The sequence below is a fragment of the Moorena producens PAL-8-15-08-1 genome (assembly GCF_001767235.1).
GTDB classification, from domain to species: Bacteria; Cyanobacteriota; Cyanobacteriia; order Cyanobacteriales; family Coleofasciculaceae; genus Moorena; species Moorena producens_A.
The window spans coordinates 5,628,956-5,654,768 of record NZ_CP017599.1 but is presented as its reverse complement, the minus strand read 5'-3'; the positions used below and the strand labels follow the sequence as shown (position 1 = coordinate 5,654,768).

General features: G+C 45.0%; 18 protein-coding genes. 8 read left to right on the top strand and 10 right to left on the bottom strand.

Annotation, left to right across the window (positions count from 1 at the left end):
* Positions 1-33: 33 nt before the first annotated feature.
* Complete coding sequence (locus BJP34_RS20645) at positions 34-927, bottom strand: SDR family oxidoreductase (RefSeq protein WP_070393967.1); 894 nt, start codon at positions 925-927, stop codon at positions 34-36.
* Positions 836-1,066: a hypothetical protein gene (locus BJP34_RS43885; protein ID WP_158517343.1), complete on the bottom strand. Its 231-nt coding sequence runs from the start codon at positions 1,064-1,066 to the stop codon at positions 836-838. Before BJP34_RS43885 ends, BJP34_RS20645 begins: the two co-directional genes overlap by 92 nt.
* Positions 1,067-1,171: 105 nt before the next feature.
* Between BJP34_RS43885 and BJP34_RS43880 the strand changes: the two genes are divergently transcribed.
* Complete coding sequence (locus tag BJP34_RS43880) at positions 1,172-1,411, top strand: hypothetical protein (protein WP_158517342.1); 240 nt, start codon at positions 1,172-1,174, stop codon at positions 1,409-1,411.
* Here BJP34_RS43880 and BJP34_RS20640 read toward each other — a convergent pair.
* A complete protein-coding gene (locus tag BJP34_RS20640; protein WP_070393966.1) occupies positions 1,361-2,950 on the bottom strand; it encodes a B12-binding domain-containing radical SAM protein in 1,590 nt (529 codons plus the stop codon). The genes BJP34_RS43880 and BJP34_RS20640 overlap by 51 nt on opposite strands.
* 512 nt (positions 2,951-3,462) lie before the next feature.
* Positions 3,463-5,178 (bottom strand): aminotransferase class I/II-fold pyridoxal phosphate-dependent enzyme, encoded by a 1,716-nt coding sequence (locus BJP34_RS20635; protein ID WP_083305275.1) that lies wholly within the window; start codon positions 5,176-5,178, stop codon positions 3,463-3,465.
* 430 nt (positions 5,179-5,608) lie between these two features.
* Here BJP34_RS20635 and BJP34_RS20630 point away from each other — a divergent pair, with 430 nt between their 5' ends.
* Together BJP34_RS20630 and BJP34_RS20625 are read left to right on the top strand one after the other, a co-directional pair.
* Positions 5,609-7,429 carry a fatty acyl-AMP ligase gene (locus BJP34_RS20630; protein WP_070396788.1) on the top strand — a complete coding sequence of 607 codons (1,821 nt, stop codon included), beginning with the start codon at positions 5,609-5,611 and terminating at the stop codon, positions 7,427-7,429.
* Positions 7,430-7,592: 163 nt separating this feature from the next.
* Positions 7,593-8,363: an aspartyl/asparaginyl beta-hydroxylase domain-containing protein gene (locus BJP34_RS20625; RefSeq protein WP_149031089.1), complete on the top strand. Its 771-nt coding sequence runs from the start codon at positions 7,593-7,595 to the stop codon at positions 8,361-8,363.
* Here the strand turns inward: BJP34_RS20625 and BJP34_RS43875 are convergent.
* Positions 8,315-8,470 carry a hypothetical protein gene (locus BJP34_RS43875; RefSeq protein WP_158517341.1) on the bottom strand — a complete coding sequence of 52 codons (156 nt, stop codon included), beginning with the start codon at positions 8,468-8,470 and terminating at the stop codon, positions 8,315-8,317. The two genes, BJP34_RS20625 and BJP34_RS43875, sit on opposite strands and share 49 nt — an antisense overlap.
* 14 nt (positions 8,471-8,484) lie before the next feature.
* Here BJP34_RS43875 and BJP34_RS20620 point away from each other — a divergent pair, with 14 nt between their 5' ends.
* Positions 8,485-10,317 carry a GMC family oxidoreductase N-terminal domain-containing protein gene (locus BJP34_RS20620; protein WP_229423948.1) on the top strand — a complete coding sequence of 611 codons (1,833 nt, stop codon included), beginning with the start codon at positions 8,485-8,487 and terminating at the stop codon, positions 10,315-10,317.
* A 1,324-nt stretch (positions 10,318-11,641) separates the two neighbouring features.
* Entirely contained in the window at positions 11,642-13,351 is a 1,710-nt protein-coding gene (locus BJP34_RS20610) for a tyrosinase family protein (RefSeq protein ID WP_158517340.1), read from the top strand.
* Between the two features lie 28 nt (positions 13,352-13,379).
* Here BJP34_RS20610 and BJP34_RS43870 read toward each other — a convergent pair whose 3' ends face one another.
* Both BJP34_RS43870 and BJP34_RS20605 read right to left on the bottom strand, forming a co-directional pair.
* Entirely contained in the window at positions 13,380-13,538 is a 159-nt protein-coding gene (locus BJP34_RS43870) for a hypothetical protein (RefSeq protein ID WP_158517339.1), read from the bottom strand.
* A 67-nt stretch (positions 13,539-13,605) separates the two neighbouring features.
* Positions 13,606-15,825, bottom strand: a complete 2,220-nt coding sequence (locus BJP34_RS20605) for a multicopper oxidase family protein (protein ID WP_202971999.1) — start codon at positions 15,823-15,825, stop codon at positions 13,606-13,608.
* A 725-nt stretch (positions 15,826-16,550) separates the two neighbouring features.
* Between BJP34_RS20605 and BJP34_RS20600 the strand changes: the two genes are divergently transcribed.
* The 3 genes from BJP34_RS20600 (at position 16,551) to BJP34_RS20590 (ending at position 20,967) form a co-directional block, all read left to right on the top strand.
* Complete coding sequence (locus BJP34_RS20600) at positions 16,551-17,327, top strand: SDR family NAD(P)-dependent oxidoreductase (RefSeq protein WP_070393962.1); 777 nt, start codon at positions 16,551-16,553, stop codon at positions 17,325-17,327.
* A 223-nt stretch (positions 17,328-17,550) separates the two neighbouring features.
* Positions 17,551-19,329: a fatty acyl-AMP ligase gene (locus tag BJP34_RS20595; protein WP_070396785.1), complete on the top strand. Its 1,779-nt coding sequence runs from the start codon at positions 17,551-17,553 to the stop codon at positions 19,327-19,329.
* A 231-nt stretch (positions 19,330-19,560) separates the two neighbouring features.
* The gene (locus BJP34_RS20590; RefSeq protein ID WP_070393961.1) at positions 19,561-20,967 is read left to right on the top strand and encodes a glycosyltransferase; all 1,407 of its coding nucleotides are present in this window, start codon (positions 19,561-19,563) and stop codon (positions 20,965-20,967) included.
* A gap of 127 nt (positions 20,968-21,094) precedes the next feature.
* On the opposite strand, the gene hpsO is transcribed toward BJP34_RS20590, so the two are convergent.
* From hpsO to hpsL, 3 genes are all read right to left on the bottom strand, one after another.
* Entirely contained in the window at positions 21,095-22,267 is a 1,173-nt protein-coding gene (gene hpsO, locus BJP34_RS20585) for a hormogonium polysaccharide biosynthesis glycosyltransferase HpsO (RefSeq protein WP_070393960.1), read from the bottom strand.
* Positions 22,268-22,865: 598 nt separating this feature from the next.
* Positions 22,866-23,861 carry a hormogonium polysaccharide biosynthesis glycosyltransferase HpsN gene (hpsN, locus tag BJP34_RS20580; protein WP_070396784.1) on the bottom strand — a complete coding sequence of 332 codons (996 nt, stop codon included), beginning with the start codon at positions 23,859-23,861 and terminating at the stop codon, positions 22,866-22,868.
* 167 nt (positions 23,862-24,028) lie between these two features.
* Positions 24,029-25,792, bottom strand: coding sequence for a hormogonium polysaccharide biosynthesis protein HpsL (hpsL, locus tag BJP34_RS20575; RefSeq protein ID WP_070396783.1), 1,764 nt, complete (start codon positions 25,790-25,792; stop codon positions 24,029-24,031).
* Positions 25,793-25,813: the final 21 nt, after the last annotated feature.

Sequence of the window (25,813 nt, the reverse complement as noted above, 5' to 3'; positions counted from 1 at the left end):
AGATGGGGAGATGGGGAGATGGGGAGATTTTTATCAAGGGTAATTATCCGACTCCCGACTCCCGATTCCCGACTCCCGATTCCCGATTCCCGATTCCCGATTCCCTGTAACAATCCGATCAAAATACCAATTCAATACTGGAGCGAGCAAACTATGGAACCGGCCTAGTAATGTCATCTCGAATCCTGGCATGATCCCAAACTGCTTTTTCTCAATACCTCGTACAATCTGATCAGCTACGGCAGTTGCACTCCACATCTGGGCACTGCCAGTAATCATCTTAGTTTCCAGGGGCTTGGTTTTATTTTCGGCTTCCAGTTGTGGGGTATCGGTATCGGGAGGATAGACAATAGAAACATGAATACCTTGGGGCTTTAACTCACCCCGCAAGGATTCCGCTAAACCCCGCAGGGCAAATTTACTGGGACTGTAAGGGGTATAGCCATAAATACCAATCAGTCCAGCACCGGAAGATAGCAGTACAATATGACCCTTGTGTTGCTTTACCATGGTGGGTAGTACTGCTTTAATTGCATAGAGGGAACCAAAATAGTTAACTGCCATGGTTTGTTCAAATACCTCTATGGGCAGCTCTTGGAAGTAACCGGGATGAGCAATACCAGCGCTAGTGATTAATAGGTCAGCAGGACCGATTTGGTTAATTGCTTGCTCAATAGCTGCTTCTACCTGTATCTGCTGGGAAACATCAGCAGAAATAGTGAGAATTTTTGGTTGCGGATGCGATCGCAAAGCGGTTCCAAAGGAACATCGCATCCCTTCAATCTCGACTTTAGCCTGCTCTAGCTTAGCTGTATCCCTAGCAATCAAGGTCAGATTAGCTCCCTTCTGGGCTAATAATTTGGCAGTAGCTTTGCCAATCCCACTGGAGCCCCCTGTGATAATGGCGTGCTGTTGATTGAAGGTCATGGTTGAATCTATAGGGAACAGGGAGTCGGGAACAGGGAACAGGGAATCGGGAATCGGGAATCGGGAATCGGGAATCGCTATATCTGGAAATCGCTATAGGATTATGGGATGTTCCTTTGGAACCGCTTTGGGAAGGCACTCTTATCTAGAGGTTCTGATCGTAATCAGGTATAGCACTAGGCATGAAGGTGTTTGACATTGATACAAGCAGCAAAAGCTGTGATAGTAAACTTTTGCCGTCTTGATGCAGTCGCTCATGGGGGAAACCACGGCAGTCGCTCATGGGGGAGACCCCCAAGACCGCGCTGCCTCCCCAAGACCGCGCTGCATCGCTTTTGCCTTTTGCCTTTTGCCTTTTGCCTTGCCTGTAGCGCTATACACCAATTTTTTCCCTATTCCCAGATCCGCTGTTCCCTGTTCCCTAAAGAATGAATTATGCGATCGCGGATTCGTTTACCGCCACTTCCTTATCCTTAGCCGGTAAAGGTGATGGTTTATTAGTCATAAATTCAGCCAGCTGAGCCTCAATTTGGTCACGGACAATTTGGCGATATTCGAGGAAGTGTTCCGCGTAGGCACAAACCACAAAGAAAGAGCCCACCACTTTCGGTTTCTGCTGGATCAGCTTAAACAGACTATTCCAGAAGGTCCAGCGGGTCTTACGGACAACCCCTTGTCGCCAGCATAGAGTTAGTAGCGCCCGGATAGTTATCCAATCGATCCGACGAGGTACAGCATGCCTCGGTAGACCAAGCTTCATAAAGTGGTTGTAGGTGCGGTTTAAAAATCGCTCTGGATCATACAGAGTCCAAAACGCCTCGACATATTCACGAGCAATTTCTTCCACTGGCCGAGTTGGAACAAAATTGATCAAAGTGGTTTGGTTAATATTAGCCCCACCATCGAGAAGTCGTCCTTCTTTTTCAAGGCGATGCCACAGAGCAGTATTAGGCAATGCCTGCAACATACTAAACAAGGCAATAGGAATCGAGGTTTTCTCAATAAATTGGACAATGCGATCGCCTGCGCCTGGTTTTTCTCCATCAAAGCCCATGATAAACCCTGCCATCACCCTCAGACCGGCATTGGTAATGGCATCCACTGATTCACTCAGAGAATCCCGAGTATTTTGGAACTTTTTAGTCAGGGTAAGGCTGTCTTCATCAGGAGTTTCAATGCCCAAAAAGACCACTTTGAAATTACAATCGACCATCAGGTCCATCAGTTCTTGGTCTTGAGCCAAATCCACTGAAGCTTCTGTGATAAAGCTAAAAGGATACTCATGTTCAGCCATCCAGACCTTCATGGCTTTCAGCAGAATCTTGACATTGCGCTTATTGCCAATAAAGTTGTCATCGACTAGAAAAATCCCCCCTTGGAAATTCAGTTCTAAGAGGCGTTCTAGTTCAGCTAACAACTGCTCGGGAGCTTTAGTACGGGGTTTGCGACCGTAGAGGACAATAATATCGCAGAATTCGCACTGAAATGGACAACCCCGAGAGAACTGGATTGCCATAGTGTCATAGGCTTCCAGGTCCAGAAGATCAAAGCGGGGGATTGGGGTTTCCGTAACATCCGGCTTCTCACCATTAGCACGGAAAACCCCTTGACTCTCGCCCCGTTCAATCGCTGAGACAAACATCGGTAGGGTAATTTCCCCTTCATCCAAAATCAAGTAATCTGCCCCAGCCGCTTCAGGTTCGTGGGGTGAGGTAGTCGGGTAAGGACCACCAACGGCTACCTTTTTCCCACGGCGCTTAGCTTCCTGAATTAGCTCAAGGAAATCCTTTTTCTGGACGATCATACCTGAGAGAATCACCATCTCAGCCCAATCCCATTCTGCCTCCGTTACCTCAGATACATTGCGGTCAACCAGTTTAAAGGACCATGTCTGAGGTAATATCGCTGCTACTGTCACCAAACCTAGGGGTGGCATCAGTGCCTTGCGATTCACCAACTCAATGGTTTTCTCCATTGACCAGAAACTTTTCGGAAACAGAGGATATAGCAATAAAACTCGCATAAGTGGCACCTGAAACGATAGTTAGGTTTTCCGGAATTGATTTATCAGAATGTATCAATTGATCACAGCTGGCTTAACTTAACCAGAGTTGGAAAGATGTCGTTGGCGGATTACCTGTCAGCCACTAACTATTAGGTTAGGTAAATATTAGGTAGGTAACGGGGTGGGAGACTTTTCCCCAGTTAGTTAGTTGCTAAGGCTTGCTAATATATATAGTCTGATCCCCGAGTTAATTTCCACTCAATCCGCCAACGGGGTTTGTAATCTGTAAGTTGCCAGTCCTTAGATTCACCTGTCAGTAATTATACTTAGCACCGGTCTAAACTGAGCGTTAAATTTCTTCTCCCCCCTTAATAAGGGGGGATCATCTCCTCTTCTCCCCCCTTAATAAGGGGGGATGGGGGGGTGAATCTCCTCTTCTCCCCCCTTAATAAGGGGGGATGGGGGGGATCATCAATAAGCTCAGGTTATGACCGTGTGCAGTATAGTTACTATAAGATAGTTACTCTTAGTTACTCTAAGGGTGATGTCTGGGTACTATCGTCCTGCTGAAGCTTTGCTACTTCTTGAGCCAGGGTGTTCACCGTAAAGCGAATTTGCTCCTCCGTATGGTTACAGGTGATAAAGAAGCGCAGGCGGGCAGCATTTTGCGGCACCGATGGATAGAACATAAACGGGACATTGATGCCACGCTTAAAGAGATTCTGAGACAGTTGCACCGACTTCAACGCATCCCCCACAATAATTGGAATCACTGGAGAGTCTTTACTCGTCCCTGTGTTGAGTCCCTGTTTCTGGGCTAATTCCAGGAAAAGTTTAGCTCGCTGGTGCAACAGTGCAACTCGATCTGGTTCTGCCTTGAGTAGCCTTATGGAAGCCAGCACGGAGGCTGCATTAGGAGGAGCTATGCCAACACTATAGACAAATCCCGGGGAGGTATACTTGAGGTATTCTACCACAGCAGCGCAACCAGCAATATAGCCACCGCAGCTAGCAAAGGACTTGCTGAGGGTACCCATCCACAAATCTACATCAGCGGGATCAACCCCACAGAACTCACCAACCCCTCGACCGTGTTTGCCTAGTACCCCGATGGAGTGAGCTTCATCTACCATCAGGAAAGCTTTGTGGCGTTTCTTGACTGCAATGAACTCAGGCAAGTCGGGAATGTCACCATCAGTACTGTAAACCCCTTCGATCACAATCAGTACCCGTTGATAGTGTTGACGACGCTCCTGGAGTATTTTATCCAATGCCTGACAGTCATTATGAGGAAAAGCAATAATGCTCGCTCCCGATAGGATGCATCCCTGTAGAATACTGTTGTGGCTCAGAGAATCATGTAAGATTAGGTCATTTTTGCCAAATAGGTGACTAATAGTAGTTACGTTAGTAGCATGACCGCCTACATAGACGATACTATCCTCAGTACCAATAAAGTCAGCAATTTCTTTTTCTAGCTCTCGATGTAAGGGTTTTTCCCCTGACAACAGACGGCTAGCACAGGCGGAGGTACCATAACGATCTATGGCATCCTTTGCTGCTTGAGAGATAACTGGGTCACCACACATTCCTAGATAATTGTAAGTGGCATAATTAATCAATTCCCGGCCACCAATCTGTGTGGTATTGTTGACAACCCGCTCTTGGGGGGTAAAGAAAGGATTGTTGACCCCCAGCGCTTTGATTTCCTCCTGTTGCAATTGCAGTTTGCGGTATTCTGGGTATAGGTGGAAATGGTGGTATTCCGGTGGGATATCTTGATTGTCTAGCTTTTCTGCATCTTGATTTGGGATGAGACCGTTTTTAGCCGATATATGACCATTCGTTTCCGGTATTGACCTCCCTGAGGAGGTTTCTAGGTTAGCTTGCGAGTTTGCTGTTGGTTGTTTAGCAACGTATTCCGCCAAATACTCAGCCAATGCCTCAATATTGTCGTGATCCCATAAAAGCGTTGGGGAAAGCCGATGTCCGAGGAAATTCTCCAGCTCTCCGGATAAGTTAACAGCTTCAATAGAATTTAAACCATAATCGGTAAAATCCCGATGAATATCGATTTCTTGGGCATCCAGCTCAAGTACGTCTGCCAGCTTGGACACTAACCAAGTGGCAATGCTTGATGCTCCTTGAGATAATTTTGGGGAACTGACGGTAGATTTGTGATCACTCGTAACCACAGTGGCCGGTGAGCTTTCTTTCCCGTTCCAGACCTGGTTCAACAATTCCATGTTGCACTCCTTCACCACACTAAAAGATTAAATCACCCAACTCCAGTTACTGGCACTGAGTGATCGTCTGGCCTTACCCCTGCATGACTTTTCGATCATTGAGCCTAGTTGTGAACCTTCAATCTCAGCTAATAATGTTCTAAACAGAGATTATCGCTCCATTTAGCGTTAGTTGCCACTGTTGAAGCCAATGAATTGCTATTTTTGGGGTTGACTTGATGGTTATTTTGCCATGAACTACCAAAACTTGTGAAAAATTCTATCAATCAAGTCAAGTCTACCCTCTTGCGCCGATAGCATTTGAAAGGTAAGCTATTCTGCATCTAAAAATCTGTTTCGTAAGATGCAGATTTTGTTGATTGGGTCTGGTAACTTCGCCTCTAGGCTTGGTATGAGGGGAAACAAAGCAGGGATAATTCGCGATCGCATAATGGCAAACCATAAAGCTAAATACTCCAACTTAGTCGATCTCGTGGTCGATAGAGCGATAAACCAACCTAACCAAATTGCTTACACTTTCCTAGCAGACGGGGAGACAGAATCTGGACATCTAACCTATCAACAGTTAGATCAACAGGCCAGAGCCATTGCTGCTCAGCTACAGTCTCTAGTTGCCAGGGGCTCCCGTGCCTTATTAGTCTACCCCTATACCGCTGGGTTAGAGTTCATTGCCGCTTTCTTTGGATGTCTGTATGCCTCGGTTGTAGCAGTGACCGCTAATCCCCCCCGGTCTAAACAGGCTATTGCCCAATTACAGCAGCGGGTAATTTCTGCCCAAGCCACAGTAGCGCTTACTACCACAGACTTATGGAAAAGAATCCAGCAGCAGTGTGCCTCCAATCCAGAATTAGCCCCAAGCTTAACTCAACTGTCCTGGATAGAAAGCAATAAAATTTCCCCGTCTCTAGCATCAGACTGGATTGAAACCGAGCGCCCAGATCACGATAGCTTAGCGTTTTTACAGTACACCTCAGGGTCTACCGGTAAGCCAAAAGGGGTAATGGTGACCCATGGCAATATCCTGCACAATTCAGCCTTGATCTATCAGTGCTTCGAGCATACCCTTAACAGTCAAGGAGTGATCTGGTTACCTTTGTTTCATGATATGGGTTTGATCGGTGGTGTGATCCAGCCCATCTATGGGAGATTTCCCGTTACACTCATGTCACCAGTAGCCTTGATACAGAAACCAGTTTGCTGGCTGCAAGGGATTTCCCGCTATCAAGCCACCACCAGTGGTGGTCCCAATTTTGCCTATGACTTATTGTGTCGTCAGGTCACTCCGGAACAGATGGAAACTCTAGACCTTAGTAGTTGGGAAGTAGCGTTTTCCGGTGCTGAACCGATTCGAGCCGAAACCCTAGAACGGTTTGCCAAGACCTTTGCCCCTTGTGGGTTTAGACCAGAAGCATTTTATCCCTGCTACGGTATGGCTGAAACTACATTATTTATTTCCGGGGGATTGAAAGCTAACCCTCTGGTGATTAAGTATGTTGAGCAAGGTGCCCTAGGAGAAAATCAGGTGGTAGCTGCGACTAAAGACCAAAAGGGAGCACAAGGGATTGTCAGCTGTGGTCAGCCCTGGTTAGGTGATCACGTGGTAATTGTTGACCCGGAAACCTTAATAGAGTGCCCAGAAAATAAAGTCGGGGAAATTTGGGTATCTGGTAATGGTGTCGGCAAGGGCTATTGGAATCAACCAGAGGAAACAGAACGCACATTTGGTGCCTATATCAAAGACACCGGCACTGGACCATTTCTGCGTACCGGAGACTTAGGATTTCTAAAAGATGGGGAACTGTTTATCACCGGTCGCCTCAAAGAATTGATGATCCTCTGGGGCAACAACCGCTATCCCCAGCATATTGAAGCAACGGTTGAGAAGAGTCATCCAGCCCTACGACCCAATGCTAGTGCAGCGTTTTCTGTAGATTTAGAAGGAGAAGAACGATTAGTTATTGCTCAAGAGATCAAGCGGAGTTACCTGAGAAACTTAGTAGTTGATGAAGTAGTGGCAGCCATTCGTCAAGCAGTAGCCCAAGAGCATATTGCTGATGTTTATGGGATTGTGCTGCTGAAAACCGGAAGTATTCCCAAAACCTCTAGTGGTAAGATTAAACGTCGGGAATGTCGGCTGCGATTTCTTGATGGCACTTTAGAGGCAGTAGGTGAATGGCGACAGAGTCAACTTCAACAGCGTAGTATTACCGATCTGTTGAGTCAGTTGAATGTTGGTGGATCAGAATCCTAAGGTTGTTATTGGATCAGCTGATAGCTAAATGTGTTCAAGATTACTAATTCCCAGTGACTAATTCCGACCATCACTAGGAATTTATAATTTTTTTTAGGAACCAGTAAAAAAAATAATTAGGTATGGTAACATATCCCTCTAAGCGCAGCTAATTTTATTAATCATGAAACGTTCTTTAGACGCTCTTAGGGGAAAAGCTAGGGATTTCCTGATCTATGGTATTGGTAGACCACTTATCCTCAAGTTTGAAAAGCTAATTACTGATTACTCATTAATTGCTAATTCAACTTTCCTTGATCCTTCCCAATTTGATTGGGTAGCCGAGTTAGAACCCAAATGGATGACGATTCGCCAAGAGCTAGATCAAATCCTGAAATATAGAGATATTATACCTAACTTCCACGATCTTTCCCCAGACCAAGCCGAGTATATCAGCACGGATAATCTGTGGAAAACCTATGGTCTTTATGCCTATGGAATCAAAGTTAAACAGAATTGTGAAAAATGTCCGGAAACCACTCGTATGATTGAAAAAATTCCTGGCATGAAAACGGCATTTTTTTCAATCCTATTACCAGGTAAGCATATCCCTAAACATAGGGGACCCTATAAAGGGGTTATCCGATATCATTTAGGATTAATTGTTCCTGAACCGAAGGAAAATTGTCGGATTCGTGTTGGTAACGACATTCGCTATTGGGAAGAAGGAAAAACAATGATGTTTGATGATAGCTTCCCCCATGAGGTATGGAATGAAACCGATGGGATGCGGGTGGTTTTATTTCTAGATATTGTCAGACCGCTCCGTTTTCCTGTTTCATGGATTAATCAATTATTCATTAAACTGATTGCTTGGTCACCCTTCGTTCAAGATGCTATGGCTAATCAGAAGAAATGGGAAAAACGTTTAGATAAGGTGTTTGTTCGACAATGAAGCAATAGGAAGCAATAGGGAACGGGAATCGGGAATCGGGAATCGGGAATCGGGAATCGGGAACGGGAATCGGGAATGGGAATAGGAAAAAGGGAATAGCGATGCATCGCTATTATCGTACTTGCTGCATCAAGACTGCAGAGGTACAAAGAATTTTTTACCTTTTCTTTGTTACCTTTTCTTTTTTTCCTGCTCCCTACGAGGTACACAGGTTTTTTACCCTCTTACCTTTGATCTCCTACATCTTATCTCTTTACTTCTTCCTGCTCCCTACTCCTTACCCCCTAATCCTACTCCCTACTCCCTACTCCCACTCCCTACTCCCTACCTCCCTACTCCCTACTCCCTAACTCCCTACTCCCTACTCCCTACTCCCTACTCCCTTCCCCACTCCCCTACTCCCTACTCCCTATTCCCTATTCCCTATTCCCTGTTCCCTTTTTATATGACAAACGATTTTGATGCCATCATCATTGGTAGCGGAGCTGGTGGAGGAACTGTTGCGTTGGCGCTAGCTAAAGCTGGTAAGCAGGTTTTACTGGTTGAGCGTGGTAACCGATTCATTGACAGTGAACCTTACCAGGACGAGCAACGAATGCTGATCGACATGGCAGCTTTTGATGACCGCACCATCGAGGTTAATGGGCGTAATACCCGATTGTTTATTGGCGGAATTCTTGGTGGTGGGACTTCTCTCTATGGTGGAGTGTTGATGCGTCCGAGCCGCAATGATTTCCATCCTGGCAAGTACTATAGTGAATGGCTACCACGTCACCTCTGGGATTGGCCAATTACTTATGATCAGCTCTCCCCCTATTTCGATCAGGCCGAGTCATTATTCCATGTTGCTGGAGATGATCCTAATAAAATCCTCCATCTAGAAACACCAGCCCACAGCTATCCAGCCAAGACTCCTCCCCTTGAGCCGATCAATCAGAAATTGGAGCGGGGGATTGAGAAAGCGGGATTTACTCCCTTCCACTTACCCCTGGGCATCGACTTTAACCGTTGCCTTCGCTGTCCCAAATGTCCAGGCTACTACTGCCCCAATGACTCTCGTGCTTCGACGTTGGTATGTGCTATTGATGGAGCCGTCAGCAATTACCATCTCCAGGTAAAAACTAATACAGAAGCAGAGTGCTTGGTTACCAACGCTCAGGGTAAGGTGGTTGGTGTAAAACTTCGCTGGCGCGATAGTGGTACAATCGAAACGCTAAAAGCTAAAACCTATATTATAGCAGCTGGAGCTATCGGTAGCCCAGTAATCCTGATCAAATCTGGCTTAACTGGTCGTAGTGGTCAGGTGGGCAGAAATTATATGTACCATTGCGGTGCTTTGGCGGCTGGGTTGTTTAGCCAACCTACCGGTGGCGCAGATACCTTCATCAAGCAGTTAGGCTTCACCGATCTTTATTTTGGTTCAGGGGATTTTCCCCATAAGCTCGGGTATTCCCAAACTGTGCCAATCCCTGGGCATCTGAGCATACAAGAAAATTTACCAGTACCGATTCCAGATGCGATCGCAAAATTCCTACTCAAACGGATACTGGCGATGACAGGTTTTGTCGAAGACTTGCCCCAACCGGAAAATAGGGTAGACGTTAGCAACACAGGAGCGATCCATCTAGTCCACAAATTTCATCCTTACGATATTTACCGCTCCCGTTACTATATGCGCCAGCTCAAGAAAGTGATGCGCCATGCTGGGGTAGTATTTATGTTTGGTGCCACCGGGGATAAAGATGATCGTCACACAGCCCATCAAGTGGGCACCACACGTTTTGGTACCGATCCCAACACATCAGTGCTTGACCCATACTGCCGTTTGCACGATCATGACAATGTATTTGTTGTGGATGGTGGATTTATGCCAACCTCGTTGGGGGTTAGTCCTGCTTTAACCATTGTAGCTAATGCACTGCGAGTGGCAGATTATATTAAGCAGACTGTTTAATATCTCGACAGTGCCAATTTCTATAGTCGGTTGAGTGTTTGGATTACCCCTAAGACAAGAACACCCCGACCCCCCCTACTCATAAGGGTAGGTTTTTAACAAAGACGTGAGGTGTGGGGTGTAGGGGGTGGGGTGTAGGGGGTGGGGGATAAGAAAATATAGTTAATTTGTCGTTGTCTTGATGCAATAACGAGTGGGGGAAACCCCCTGTTCCGAAGCTGCATCGCTCTTCAATCATCATTGTCTTGATCCCAAGCGCGAGTGGGGGAAACCCCCGCGTGAAGGTAATGGTGCGCTTGTCTGTACCCCCACACCCCACACCCCACGCCCCACACCCCACACCTGAGGTCAAAGTAAAAAACCTACCCTTATGAGCTGTGAGGACCCCCCTAGGAACCAGAATGTTCCAAACTGGCTGAATCAGCAAAACTCAGCCAGTTAGAGAGTCAAGTAAACAAATCTTAATTATTTCTGTTGACAAAGTTGTTAATTAACGTGTTATATTACATATGGTAAAACTAGGGTGCAAATAGTAACTGTTCAGAAAATTTCGCACCTGAGTTTAACAATTAAACCCTCTGGGAATCCAAACCCTAGAAATTTCTTTTTAGATCGCTGTACTAGGTAGCTCACAGTACAATTGTTAAACTGTTTCAGAAACAAAAGTTAAGAATAATCAACGATTTCTGAAACCCTTGTTGTGAAGAGGTTTGGCCTTGCCAAATTTAAGTATAAATAGTCCTACATCTGGTTTTGGGAAAGCATCTATTATCCCTTAAATTTGCGGGACGCAAGAAAGTTTTGTTCCCCCTAAACTTAAGAATTCAGCCATCAGCGGTCAGCCGTCAGTCATCAGCGGTCAGCCGTCAGGAGACTTAACTCAGATTCAACAAATGGTTATCTGCTTTATTCAAAAGCACCGATCTAGTAGCGTGGCATGAGCTTAATGCTGATAGGTTGTCTGAGAAGTCTCATTTGCTACATCCAAGCCCCCGTTGGTCCCCCAATTTTGGGGGACTTTTACCAGCAAATTGATTCTTGTTCCCCCCAGAATTGGGGGGCTAGGGGGGCAAAATTCAATATCAAAAAACTTGGGAGATATCCTCTGATAGCTGATAGCTGATAGCTAGCACCCAAACTTGGGGACTAGAGGGGCGATATTATACCCAGAATTAGCAACCCCAAAGGGTTTAATTGTTTCTATTGCTTTAGTTTCTGTACAATTGCTACTCAACCCCCTAATACTACAAGTGAAAGATTGGTTATGAATTTTTTCAGCCCTTTTCTACGTAGGGTCTTGATTGTTTTCTTTGTATGTGTTTTTTTGTCCGTAAGCACATTGACTGGGGAAGCAGTTGCTCTTGTGAGCGAAGAAGCAACTGCTGGTACGAGCACAATAACAAGAGATCCCCATATTCGCTATAGCGCAACTAGCCCTCAAGGAAAAGAGAACCTCAAATCTTTCCAGCAAGCTCTCAATGTCATGAGAGATATGGACTGTACAGACCCACGCAGCTGGTATTACCAGGGTGCCATTCACTGGGTTCCTACCAAACCTGAAAATATCTCAGGAATTACACAAGAGAATCCGCTGTGTCCCTATTATTCTGAGTTTTCGGACAGCGATCCTGCCACTAGTAAATTGCTGGAATCCTGGAATAACTGTACCCATGATAAAAATCAAGCTGGTGTGGATCCCAAAATTCATTTTTTGCCCTGGCACCGGCTTTATTTGCATCATTTTGAAAAAATTGTTCGAGACTTGTCCGAAGATCCCAATTTCTCTCTTCCCTATTGGGACTATATCAGTTATTCCGATACGGAAGTACCAGATCAAGAACGGCTCGAAATGCCCCTAGAGTTTTACGAACCAAACATAGAGTACGACCCAGACCCTGCAGGCAACTCCCTCTATGAGTCAGGACGAGCATGTGACTTGAATATGGGCGAACCCATTTCAGATAACTTTGCAGTCGCCGATTTAGTTAATGCTGTGGAAGACTTGAATAGAGAGCAAATATTTGAAGAATTTAGCAATGCAATAGAACAAGCCCCCCACAACAGAATGCATAAGTATATTGGCGGTGGCGAAATGGAACCAGATGAAGCGGATGATTGTAATATCTTTAATCGAATCTATAACCGCGATTTAAAGGATGACCAAACGCCCCAGCTTGGCTTAATGAGAAGCATTCCTAGTGCTGGCTTTGACCCCATCTTTTGGTTGCATCACGCCAACATCGACCGCCTGTGGTCGCAATGGACCAATAAGAAAGATATATATGTTGCCCCAGAGGAACTGCAGAAAGTTTCTTGGCCTTATCAATTTTTTGAACCCGACGGTGAGGTGATTGGATACACCATGGACGAAGTCGTTGAAGCGGTCTACAGCATGGACTATGACTACGATGACGGTTATCGATTGACTTGGAATATCCCTGCTACATATAATTTAGATTTACAAGGGATTGCCAATCAACGCCCTAAAAAACCCCTTAAAAAACTCCTGGGTTTCAAATTGGCTCAGAAAGCTTTAGGAGGGAGCGCTCAAGAGTTTACCCTGAGGTTGCGGCTTGGATCTTCACTCCGCGATAAACTGAAAGAAATTCTGTTGCCTAATGAGCCTAATGAAAAGTCGTCACTTCAACTGAAAGACATTATTAAGTCCGCTAGTCAAGAGCGGTTATCTAAACTCAACTTTATTTTGGAGGTAAATGTAATCTATACCGGAGAACCCGAAGGCACATACAGCGTCTATCTCAATTTGCCCAAGGACGAAAAAACCAAGAAAACTGCTATTGCAGATATTGACACATACTTTTTGGGCAATATCTCTTTCTTCGTATTATCTAGTGATCGTCAGACCTCAAAAACATTTCAATTTGAGATTAGCGATGAGTTACTAAGGCAAATTGAAATGCTTGATGAGGATGAGTTCGACCCCGATTCAATTTCTATCTCGATTCGCAAGAAGGGCAGACCTGTGAATGACGATATAATTGTTGACAGCATAGCTATTTACTCTCGTGATTAACTTGCCCTATTCCTTAACCCGATATTTCTTAATCAACCTGAGTTCGGGTTAAGGCGAAGGTGGCAAAATTCAGTCTAACTGAAGAGAAGGCTTCTTCGGCTGGTGGCAGTAACCAATAATCATCGATGTGACCGAAAAGTTCTTCTAAACTAGACCTATGAGAAGCCCGATGCTGAGTCTTTAACAAGCTTAAGCTGATCGGGCTTCTCCTTTTTTTGTTGATCCTTAAAGTAGTGTTGAACTACGCCCTATGTTTATAATTGGCAATCATCAGATTCTGCAGTCGATGGATCGTTGATACAAATGTTCTGCATCATACCTTGATCCTCATGGTCAAGAATATGGCAGTGTAGCACAAATATGCCAGGATACCTTTGATATCGGGTGCGCACCACAATTCTGTAAACCCCCTCGGGATAAGTTGATCCCGGACTTGGGCCTTTGATCCAAAGAGTGTCTTTCCATACACCCTTGAGTCCTGGATACTCCGGGTCACCTCCATCAGTCGCATCAGGCAAGCTGACATCGTTGCCATTGGGGTCATAGATTGCAATGATTTGGAAAGGATTGACATGGATATGGAAAGGATGCCCGACAAAGCGTGACTCTAAAGTCCATTCATCGACAGTACCCAACGTTAGGGTTCGATCCATGCGGTCGGGATCGTAAGGTTGCGGGTCGTAAGGCTCGTTAATACCAATTCCATTACTCACCTGGAACTCAGTAGGAGTAGCGCTTGTGTCAATGTTAAAAGCGAGTTCCTGATAACCAGTAACCTCAGAATAATCAATGTCGGGATGATCGATGAATTTAGTCAGCATTAGATCATTGTTTAGATCATCAATAACCTCTTCTCGAATCGACCCTTCTGGGATGTTAACAGCAGCACGGGCAACAAGCCGATCAATTAAGTATTGATGGATCTGATCAGGCGCTATACTGTTTCCCCCGCTAACTGCGACTATCCCAAGCAATTGCCGACTTGTTGCTTCTCGGCTGACGTTGGTTGGTGCCTCAGCAGCGGTATCGATCACACAATATAGTCCTTTCTGTGGGAAAAGCACAAGTGCATCGTTACGGTAGCCCGGTTGTAGAGTGGTTAAGGTGGTTTCCCAGGCTTGCTTTCGAGTTAAACCATCATCAGCAATCACATGGTAAGGAATCGGATCCCCTGTGCAATTTTGACCAATGTAACCATCAGCTCCAGTCGCTGCGAACTCTTTAATGCTAAATTCATCATATTGCAATTTGCGAAATTCCAGGCTGATGGTGTCCCGTACCCCAGCATGGATCATCCGCCAACGTTGGATCTTGCCAGCCCGGGCAAGAAAAAAAGGCAAAATCTGACCATTGATGCTGGTATAACGCCCCGATTCAACCCAAGTTCCAGGACCGAAAATGCTAATATCATCTTCCGGATTTCCCGTGCCCACCTCGTAGTCGTAAGTCTCAATAACACCTGTCTCATCAGAATCACAATTCCAGATGTCTTCGGATCCTTCAGACTTAGGACAGTAATAGGGAATTTGCTGGAATACTAAAATTTTTTCTGGCATCTTCCTTCCGTAGGGGCCTTTGAGCAGAGTATCAATGTCACCATTAGCCGTTTCGGTAGGCAAGCGATCACCGCGCACGATTAGAGCACCCGCCATGCCACTTGAGACTTGCAGTGCTGTTGAGCCATGCACATGGGGATGGTACCAAAACGTACCTGCTGGATGATCCTCAGGCAGTTCGTACTCGTATGGAAATATTTCGTCACCGGGTTTAATTTTCACTAAAACATTGTCGCTATTGCCCTTTGGACTGACCCAGAAACCGTGGGTGTGTAAATTTGTGTCATTGAAACAATGGGGTTCATTAACATCCTCAATTGAATCGGGGCAACTGGGATCATCTCCTAACTGATTGTTCAGGTTGACGCGGATTGTATCACCAGGTCTGGCTTCAATAGTTGGTGCCACATAGGGTCGATTTGGATTAGTATCAGTGCCGACGTAGCTTCGCAACCGTACTTGGTCGTATGCCATGGTTGCTGGGTTAAAGAGTTGGCTTTCAGTATATTGAATGTTGAAATCAAACTCTTTTAAGCTACCTGTGGTCGTTGCTTCTTTGAGGGTCAGCGGTGCTATGGTTTCCCGGAATTGAAGTAAGGGTGGATTTTGGAAACTGCGTTCTGCTGGTTCAGCTTGGGCGGGCTGTGCCGCGAGCATTGTGATCTGTGCTGATATAAAAAACCCAACAATAATGTTACGACAAGTTACCCAGAAGCGATCGCCACCCTCGCCAAAAATCTGGATACCAACAGTTTTTATGATTGGTATTAGGAATCTAATATAGCACTTCTGATAGTGATGAACTACAAATTCCTGGGGTTTATGCAGCAGGAAGCAAGTAATAGTTAAGAGGTCAAAAATCTTGTCTACCTCATAGCTATGAGAAACCCTATGATTTCTCAATAACTTATTGAACATGGTAGTTATCGTCCTTAGGGTTATTGTCAATTCTGTAGATCTATTACAGAAATTTTTTGTGGAATTGTTTGAACACAAACACTCACATTAGAAAGTATATAGCATTGAAAAAAAAAAGAGCACTAACAAATATGACGTTATGTCAAACTTTGTAAACAAAAGGATATTTTACCAAAAAAAACATTGCCTAATGGGACTTTAGCCGTAAGCTAATGGGCTACGCTAACAGCGGTTAGCTTAAAATGAGCTATCCGGCCAGGGTAATTGCATTTTGTTTGGTATAAATTGTACTTGACAAAAATCGGAATATCGTAGAAAGAGGTGTTTTGCCGTTGCATGTGTCTCACAGCAAGTAGGGTGCGTTAGGGACGGACTAGCCCTGATTTTCCCGGTAGCGAGTATTGGAACAGTCCGTCCCGTAACGCACCACCGCGTCAAATAGCATGCATTGAGATGCACCCAGTAGCGTGGGCGTAGCCCATTAGCTCTGCCCGTAACGTGGGCGTAGCCCATTAGCTTACGGCTGAATGCTTACCTTTAGGCAAAAAAAGGGGTATAAAGAATCGTAGTATAGATCGAGTATCGTCTTGAGATGAGCCCACTCTGCTTTGGCGAAAAGACCTGGCCAAAAAAACCTCCTTTAACGGAGTCTTCTTCCTTACAAAGTTTGGCTAGTTAAAATAACACTCACCCATGCTGAAAAACTTTTCACTGTCTCGTTTACTATGAAAACTGTTGTAATCACAGGAATTTCCGGCACCCTCGGCAGTGCGTTAGGTCAAGAGTACATCAATCGTGGTTGGCAAGTAGTTGGTGTCACCCGTCAAGAAAACCTGGAAGGTAACTTTTTCAATACATTGTGTGTGTCTCAACAACAAACCCTTGAAGATGCCCAAAAGTTGCTTGAGTATGACCCCGATGTGATTATCCTGAATGCAGGACAAATCGAAACTGAGGTAGGGGATGGAGGAGTGCCACTGGTTGAGATAGTAGAATCAATGAACCGTGTTAACTACAGTTGGCCAGCATTGGTAGCCCTGGAAGCAGCCAAGCTAAAGCGTGAGCGACCCCTGGATGTGGTTGCTATTGGTTCAATTGCAGATGGTAGCCCTTCTTGTTTTGGTCCAGTCTATCATTCTGGTAAAATTGCTCTGCACTATTACTGGTCAGGTGTTGGACCAATCGTTTACCACGCCAGCAATCATCAAATTCGCATGAGGCTTTACCGTCCTGGTGTGATCAGCGGTCCTTTGGCTTGGGCACCAGTGAACCGTCTCAATGAAAAAGGTTATAAAATCCGAGCCAACCGAGTCAATTCTGCTCCTCCTGCTGAAAAAGTGGCTAATACAATCGCCAGCTGGATTGAGAAAAACAAAGAATGGGTGGGAACTTATGATGAGCCTTTTAGCTTTAAAATATTCAAATACCTGTTTGCTTTGTTCCCCAATTTATTTTACAAACTACAGTTGTTTGGATGGCCTCGGGGCAGCAAATTCGTGTAACTAGGAAATAGGTAATTTCGGTAAGAGTGTGAGAAGGGGGATATTTTTAATAATTGCTGGATTATTTCGGCAATTTATGTTAAAAATTCCTGGAAAATAAATTGTTATGACTTGAACCTCCTGAGCTATGAATCCTCAATTGAGGATAGTTGGTTATCTCGGAATCAGGCTAAAGTAATGTTTTTGAATGTTTTGTGTAAGTTTTTGAGTGCAGGGGTACAAGGTGTCAGAAACTATTCTCCAACCAGCCACGTTAGTTGATATCCTGCGCTACAGAGCAGTTAACCAGCCAGATGCGATCGCATATACCTTTTTGGTGGATGGAGAAACCGAACAGGTCACTCTGACTTACCAACAGTTGGAGCAACAAGCCCAAGCGATCGCGTTCCACCTGCAATCAATATATTCCCCAGGAGAAACTGCCCTACTCCTTTATCCTCCTGGTCTAGACTATATTTGTGCATTTTTCGGGTGTCTGTACGCTGGGGTTGTAGCTGTCCCCGCTTATCCTCCTAGACCCAATCGCTCCCTTGTCCGTGTTCAGGGAATTGTCAAGGATTCCCTGGCAAAGGTAGCCCTAACTACCCAAGCAATCCTGTCTAATTTAGAGCGCAGGTTTACTCAGGCACCAGAACTGAAAACACTGCAGTGGGTAGCCACAGAAACCATCAACGGCAACTTAGCTCAATCATGGCAGCAACCAGCTATAGATGCTAGCACCATGGCTTTTCTCCAATACACCTCTGGTTCAACCGCTCAGCCGAAGGGAGTGATGATTAGCCACAGCAACCTAGTCCATAATTCAGCTGCTATCTATCAGTATTTTGAGCACACCGACCACAGCAGTGTGGTGAGTTGGTTACCGATGTACCATGACATGGGTCTGATTGGTGGCATACTCCAACCTCTATACGGCGGTTTTCCAGCTACGCTCATGTCCCCGTTGATGTTTTTGCAAAGTCCAATCCGCTGGTTAAAAGCAATTTCCCACTATCGAGCCACCAGCAGTGGCGGACCAAACTTTGCTTACGACTTATGCGATCGCAAAATTAAGCCGGAACAACTAACAAACTTGGATTTGAGTAGTTGGGATATTGCCTTTAACGGAGCTGAGCCAATTAACTCCGCCATCTTGGAGCGGTTTGCCACAAAATTTGAGTCCTGTGGCTTCCGCCGAGAAGCATTCTACCCTTGCTATGGCATGGCTGAAGCCACCTTAATGGTTTCTGGTGGTCTCAAAAGCGCTCCAATTGTCTTAAAAACAGTTGAAGGGGCAGCATTAGAGCAAAATAAAGTTGTGCCAGCTACTGTTGAGCAAGAAGGTACCCTTACCCTAGTAGGCTGTGGTCAAAGTCTGCCAGACCAGCAGATTGTAATTATCCATCCTGAAACCTTAACCCCATGTGACCCAGGACAAGTCGGAGAAATCTGGGTATCAGGACCAAGCATTGCCCAAGGTTACTGGAATCAACCGGCAGCAACAGAAGGCAACTTTCGCGTAACTCTAGCATCGATGGGGGAGGAGTCATTTATGCGTACCGGTGACTTGGGATTCATGGTCGATGGTGAATTATTTATTACTGGTCGTCTGAAGGATCTGATCATTATCAATGGTCGTAACCACTATCCCCAAGATATTGAATGGACCGTAGAAAAGACCCACTCCTTGCTCAGACCGACGTGTTCGGCAGGATTTTCAGTTAATATTGCCGGTGAGGAACAGTTAGTGGTGATTGCTGAGGTAGAACGTAGCTATTGGAAATCTACTCGGCTAGCTACTTCTGACCCTGGCAATGGGGCGAAAGACCATGCCCTTGATACCAAAGAGTTAATCCGGTTAATCCGACGAGCAGTATTACAACATCACGATTTGCAGGTTCATACTGCTCTGTTACTCAAACCAGGTACTATTCCCAAGACATCTAGTGGTAAGATTCAGCGTCATGCCTGTCGCCAGAGTTTTCTAGCGGGAACTCTGGCTGTTATCAATGATAGGGATTAGCTTTGAGGCTTGAAGCTTGAGACACGCTTAACCTAAAAGATAACCCTATTGATAGTAGTCGATAGCAATCCAAGTAAAGGTTAACAAATGTTTCTATTCCCTATTCCCTTGACACCCCAGATCAGATTTTATGTCCTAAACTATACCTTCCTTGATAGAAATTAACAATTTTGTAACACTTTCGGATAGAATAAGGCATTAGTGGCCTTCGTTGGTAGTTGCAGTACATTTATGTCGGAGAATTCCTGGTCAGAAAAAGCGCCAAGCCAAGAGCTGAACCAACTTGGCTCTATGCTGTCTAACTTGTCAGAGGAAGAGTTTGAAACTAGCTTATTTTTCCAGGGACTAGAAGGACGCCGACGCAAAGCAGCTTTAGTTTTAACCATAGTGTGGTGCATGACAATAGCACTGCATTTGGTGTCTTGGGGGATCTGGGTGAGCTTGAGCTTAACAACGATCGTAGGAATTCATTCCCTACGATTATTGCTGGCTCAACCGTTAAAAACCCCTCAACCCTGTTTAGATGAGGAGAAAGACGATTTTCCCTTTGTGTCTCTGCTAGTAGCAGCAAAAAATGAAGAAAGTGTCATCAGTAATTTAGTTCAGTCTCTGTGTCAATTAGACTACCCCAAAAATCAGTATGAACTGTGGGTAATTGACGATTACAGTACTGACCAAACACCAGAAATCTTAGATAAGTTAGCAGCAACATACGACCAGTTGAAGGTACTGCACCGGAGTGCTAATGCCGGGGGAGGGAAATCAGGAGCACTAAATCAGGTACTGGGTTTAACGAAAGGCGAGATTGTAGCAGTATTTGATGCAGATGCTAAAGTTCCCAAAGATATGCTGCAGCGGGTGTTGCCCTTATTTAATAACCCGCGAGTGGGAGCAGTGCAGGTCAGAAAAGCGATCGCAAATGCAGCACTGAATTTCTGGACACGAGGGCAAATGGCAGAAATGGCTCTAGACAGCTATTTCCAACAGCAACGTATAGCAGTGGGTGGGATTGCTGAATTGCGGGGCAATGGTCAGTTTGTCCGACGTTCCGCACTACAGCGTTGCGGTGCCTGGAATGAAGAAACTATCACCGACGACTTAGATTTAACCATTCGCCTACACCTCGATCAGTGGGATATTGGCTTTCTCAATTACCCGCCAGTAGAAGAAGAAGGAGTCACCAGTGCGATCGCACTCTGGCATCAACGGAACCGTTGGGCAGAAGGAGGGTACCAGCGCTATCTAGATTACTGGCGTTTAATTGTAAGTAACCGCCTAGGTTTGCGGAAAACTATAGATTTATTTACCTACTTGATCATCCAGTACTTTTTGCCCACTGCTGCTGTACCAGACTGTTTGATGGCTATTGCCCGTAACCGTCTACCTATTTTTAGCCCCATTACTGGTCTAACTGTCACCGTATCAGTGATTGGGATGTTGGTCGGGCTGCGCCGCACCAATCAAAATCGACGATTACGTGTTTCTAACCTGTTGGTTCCTCTGTTGCAGACCTTGAGGGGAAACCTTTATCTATTGCACTGGATGCTAGTGATGGCCGCTACTACCGCTCGGATGTCTGTGCGTCCTAAACGGTTGAAATGGGTGAAAACAGTCCATAGAGGTGGTAGCGAAGAATGAAGAATTTATAATGCATAATTAAGAATGCAGAATTAAGAATGCAGAATTAAGAATGCAGAATTCCAAATTCTAAGTTCTACATTCTAAAATTGTGAATTATAAATTATAAATTATAAATTATAAATTATTAATTCTGCATTAATTCCTGATAAAAATCCAACAGCTGTTTAGCTAACGCCTTATTCGTATACTGTTCCATTGCCCGTTCATAACCCAAATCTCCTAATTTCTCAGCCAACTCTGGTTGCTTGATTAGCTGCTGTAAACAATGTCGTAACTCCGACTCATCTTTTTCAGGAAACACCAACCCAGCATCCCCAATCACATAGGGAATTTCTCCAGAATCGGAACCAATTACTGGTACTTTAGATGCCATAGCCTCAATCAGCACATGACCAAACTGTTCCTTCCAACCTACACTAGTTAAGGTTTTAAAGTTATAATTAGTCTCTGATGGTAGCACCAGAGTATTCATCACATTAATATAACGAGGTACCTCATCATGGGGAACACTCTCAATCCAAATCAGTTGGTCTTTAATTCCCCATTCTGCCGCCTTTTCCATCAATATCGGCTTGAGGGGACCACGCCCTAGTAGCAGCAACTTCCACTGCATCCCAGATAACCCAGCTAGGGCTTTACCTAAAGTCAGTAATCCCTTCTCCTCTACAAACCGTCCCACAAATCCCACCACAAACTCATTGGGTTGAATTCCCAACTTCTGTTTTAATTCTGGCTGAGCTTGGGGACGAAACAAGCTTTCATCTACCCCCAATTGGGGCATTACTTTAGCTGGTCCGTTATAACCATGTTGTCGCAGGATTTCTACCCCATCCTGATTCCCACAAATCAGTCCATCGGTATGGCGCAGGTTATACCCTTCCAACACAGAGACCGGAAATTTCACTTGGTAGGGCAGATTCCAAAAAGTTAAAAATAGGTTTTTTGCCTTCAATCCTAATAGCTTATTTAGGGTAATAAATTGAGCATAACCTAATGCCTTAGCTCCCTGTTCCACTTGAATAATGTCGGGGCGAAACTGTTTCAATAAAGGGATAATATCTAGGCCAAAGGTCAGCAGCCCCTGATGATTTTCACTAAAGTTAGACACTGGTACCACCCGAAATGAACCTTCCTCACGGGGTTGGGTTTCAATGATGCGATTTTGGACACCACCAGGACGCCAGCGCCGGGGAACCACCACAGTTACCTCAATATTAGGTTCTAACTGAGCGAGTGTTCGTAACTTCTCGCAGTTAAGGTCAACAATATAGGAGTGGCTAGCAACTAAGATTTTCATGGGTAATTTTTTTAGAGTTAACGGTGGCAGGTTGAAGGTTGTTCGCGTAGCGTGGCCTTTTGGCCAAGGTTGGAGGTTGGAGGTTTAAGGTTGGAGGTTTAAGGTTGGAGGTTGGAGGTTGGAGGTTTGAGGTTTGAGATTGGAGGTTGCAGGTTGCAGGTTGTTCGCTCTTGGCGTTCCCATAGTATCAATCAGCGGTAGTGGTAAAGATGTAGTGATTTGGCTACGGTCTGATCAAGGTTTCGGGTGATAAAATCACTACTTGTGTACCACTACCGGTTATCACAACACCATTAAATTTGACTTATTATGACTTTAAGCTCCTGAATTATTAATCATAAATTTTAAAGCTTTTAATTAAAGATGCAAGAGCTTATTAGGTTTACTTAATCGTAGTTTTAAGTTTTAAAAACTGGCTTCAACCTTGTAACCTTGGCCAAAATGCCACGCGTGCGCGTTCAAGCTTCAACCTTGTAACCTTCAACCTTGTAACCTTCAACCTTGTAACCTTCAACCTTGTAACCTTGGCCAAAAGGCCACGCGTGCGCGTTCAAACTTGTAACCTTGGCCAAAAGGCCACGCGTGCGCGTTCAACCAACTAACCTTCAAGCTTATAACGGTCTAGCCGACTATAAATTTGACCATCATCCCAGATAGATTTGATGCGTGTACCAAGTGCTTTGAAAAATCCCAACATGTAGAAACCAGCGCGGCTAATAATTTTAATCGGGGAACCACTTTTATTACAAGGAGGATTCCCTAAGACGTGGCAATCAAATAGACGACCAAACAGCCGTAGCTGTTCACTAAGGGTAAGATTTTTCATCCCCATCAGGAAATGGTTGTGATAAAAGGTCAACTGATACTCAAGCGATCGCGTACTAATATCATGACACCCCCCAGTTTCTTCTCCTAAATGGACTAAATAAGCATCTGGGTCATACCAAATTTGATAACCAGTGCGCCTAAATCGCAAACAAAAATCTGACTCCTCACGAACCGCACTCCCCCGGAACTGTTCATCAAAGTGCAGCCCATACTTCGTAAAAATTTCCCGGCGGAAAGACATATTGCAGCCTCGGGCTGAGATAACCCGTTGGGGCTTCACCGTATGGACTAAGTCTATGTAATACCATGCAATGCCAGGGTCCATGGCCTCCTTAGGCAAGTCTTCAATGGTGTAAGAGGGAGTGGGGGAATCTGCTGCTGCTCCTTTCTCCGCTAGCTTCATCCGGTCAAATACTCGTCCTGCCACTGCCCCAATCTCTGGGGATTGTTCATAGTTACGAGCATGAGCAGTTAAATACCCCGGTGGCATCTTGATATCATCATCGATAAACACAATAATGTCCCCGGATGCCCGCCTTACCCCATAATTTCTTGCCCCAGGTAAACTCGCCCAATCAACCCGGAACCAGCGAATCTTACCAGCATTAGCCAGCTGCTCTAAATAGGATTGAATCTCTGGTTTGTGGTTTCGAGTTTGATCGACAACCAGTACTTCAAAAGCAGGGTAGTCTTGCTTCAGGACATCTTCTAGGGTATCCCGCAAAGGGTCTTCCCGTCCGTAAGTAGGGATAATTACAGAAATCATTGTCGTTGTTGTGAGTACTTTGTCCTTAAGCATTTAACTGCTGATAATGCCGACAATCGATAACAGTTTAACTAACATGCTATCTTTGGACATCCGTGGTTTTATGGAAAGTTCGAGAATTCTCAAGCTAAGAGGTAAAACCAATACCAGCTTAGTACACGGAACAGTTATCCGTGCAGACCTGTAGAAAAAACCGTTTGCCTTTTGCCTTTTCCCTTTTGCCGTTTCCCTGTTCCCTTTTTCGATGTCTTGATACCTCGTTTCTTTTTACGTTTAGGATCGTTTGTCTGTTCTGCCTCTAGTTTCTGTAGTTCCTCTTGTTCTTGGCGATTTATTTCGGGCAACTTGAGGATAACACCAGTCATCAACCAATAATAGATTGCCACTGGATCTACATCCAAGGGATAGTAATAGGTTTGGTAGCTAATAAACAAAATAAGTACCCAATAGCTGGCACCGATACTCCGCAAATCCTTGTTTTTCACTGAGCGGTAAGCCTTGAAGGTAAGTACAGTAATACCAGTTACAAATATTAGAAAAGCCAGCAGCCCCAGCGGACCAACTTCATGCATCACTTTGGGAAACCAAGTTTCTACCAAACTAGTTTTACCGAAAACACGAGCAGAGTTGGTCGCTCGTCCTAATCCCAGACCAATTAATGAGCCTCTGAGTCTATGCCAGGTAAAAGCAAATTGATGAAGGATAAAATCATCCGCTGGTGCAGCTTGCCAACGACCGATAAAACTATCTATCCGTTCCTGAACTACTTCAGGAAAAGCAGTTGCGGCAATTCCCAATAAAAGTCCTAATCCCCCCAGAATAGGTAAAAACCGTTTAAGGTTAGTGACTTGACCCGTTAAAACCAGCAAGATTAAAGTTACGGTTGGCACCAAAGCCAGAGCAATCCGCTGACCAGAGACTACTGCCAGAACAAAAACCGATGCCATGGCACCTAAACCAACACTTCGCCAACGAGCTGAGGGGTCGCTGAAAGCAGTAGCAAAGGTAAAAAAGGCATTAGAAATCAGGAACCAGCCCCACTGCCAAGGGGCAACAAAGGTTCCCGGTAAGCGGATTTGTCCCACTTGAGGACTATACAGTAAAGACCCACCCACAAAACATCTAGCATCTAGGGAAGCTTTGAATAAGGCAGCCCCTTCTCTGAATTGGGTTCCAGCGCATCTACCAGTTTTCAGCATCATGTACTGAATAAAGGCAAGGCTACAGCAGATAATAGCCAGAACTGTGAACATCCTTGAGAGGAAGAGTAATTCTTTCTTGCTACGGATCAGGTAGTAGGCACAAAAGATTAAGGGAATGTATCCCAAAAAAACTTTCAAACCCAAAATTCCCATTAGTATCGGCTGTCCATCGTCGCAGGTTACACCTCTACGCATCCCTGGTAAATCTGAACAGGGGGGAAGTAGTTGCTGGGCACCATTAGCAAACAAGAGTGTCAGCAAACTTGATGCGCACAAAATGCCTAAGGGTACCATTAGGGACTTGGCTACTATGATCGGTTTTCTTTGCTGCTTACACTCTTGTATTAGACCAATCAAAGCAGGGATATAGATACCATCTTTAGCCAGCTGGAGCAGTGGACTATTGCCAATGGAGTAAATGATTGTGCCACTAAAAGGCATATAGATCAGGAATGCCCAAAGTGCTTTGCGAGGATATTTATAGGACAGAACCAGACAAGGCAGACCAGCTACTGCAGCTGCACCAGCTTTAGGATCAACCACCAGAGCCAGCAACACCCCGATAATCGCTCCAAAAGCTGCTGTCATAGTGATGATTTGGATGACTTCTCTACGCTCCCGTTGCGCTCGGCGTTTTTGAGCTAACTGTTGCTTCAGATTTAAGGTTGTGGTCTCAGATGGCGTTTTCCCTTTCTTTGATGCCTTAGATTTTGACCGACCTTTGACCATGGCAGAACCGTCCCATTGTCT

Excerpts from the sequence above, each read along its gene's own strand:
- BJP34_RS20645 (WP_070393967.1), bottom strand. The coding sequence starts at position 927 with ATGACCTTCAATCAACAGCACGCCATTATCACAGGGGGCTCCAGTGGG.
- BJP34_RS43880 (WP_158517342.1), top strand. The coding sequence starts at position 1,172 with ATGCAGTCGCTCATGGGGGAAACCACGGCAGTCGCTCATGGGGGAGAC.
- BJP34_RS20640 (WP_070393966.1), bottom strand. The coding sequence starts at position 2,950 with ATGCGAGTTTTATTGCTATATCCTCTGTTTCCGAAAAGTTTCTGGTCA.
- BJP34_RS20635 (WP_083305275.1), bottom strand. The coding sequence starts at position 5,178 with ATGGAATTGTTGAACCAGGTCTGGAACGGGAAAGAAAGCTCACCGGCC.
- BJP34_RS20630 (WP_070396788.1), top strand. The coding sequence starts at position 5,609 with ATGGCAAACCATAAAGCTAAATACTCCAACTTAGTCGATCTCGTGGTC.
- BJP34_RS20625 (WP_149031089.1), top strand. The coding sequence starts at position 7,593 with ATGAAACGTTCTTTAGACGCTCTTAGGGGAAAAGCTAGGGATTTCCTG.
- BJP34_RS43875 (WP_158517341.1), bottom strand. The coding sequence starts at position 8,470 with ATGCATCGCTATTCCCTTTTTCCTATTCCCATTCCCGATTCCCGTTCC.
- BJP34_RS20605 (WP_202971999.1), bottom strand. The coding sequence starts at position 15,825 with ATGTTCAATAAGTTATTGAGAAATCATAGGGTTTCTCATAGCTATGAG.
- BJP34_RS20600 (WP_070393962.1), top strand. The coding sequence starts at position 16,551 with ATGAAAACTGTTGTAATCACAGGAATTTCCGGCACCCTCGGCAGTGCG.
- BJP34_RS20590 (WP_070393961.1), top strand. The coding sequence starts at position 19,561 with ATGTCGGAGAATTCCTGGTCAGAAAAAGCGCCAAGCCAAGAGCTGAAC.
- hpsO (WP_070393960.1), bottom strand. The coding sequence starts at position 22,267 with ATGAAAATCTTAGTTGCTAGCCACTCCTATATTGTTGACCTTAACTGC.
- hpsN (WP_070396784.1), bottom strand. The coding sequence starts at position 23,861 with ATGATTTCTGTAATTATCCCTACTTACGGACGGGAAGACCCTTTGCGG.
- hpsL (WP_070396783.1), bottom strand. The coding sequence starts at position 25,792 with ATGGTCAAAGGTCGGTCAAAATCTAAGGCATCAAAGAAAGGGAAAACG.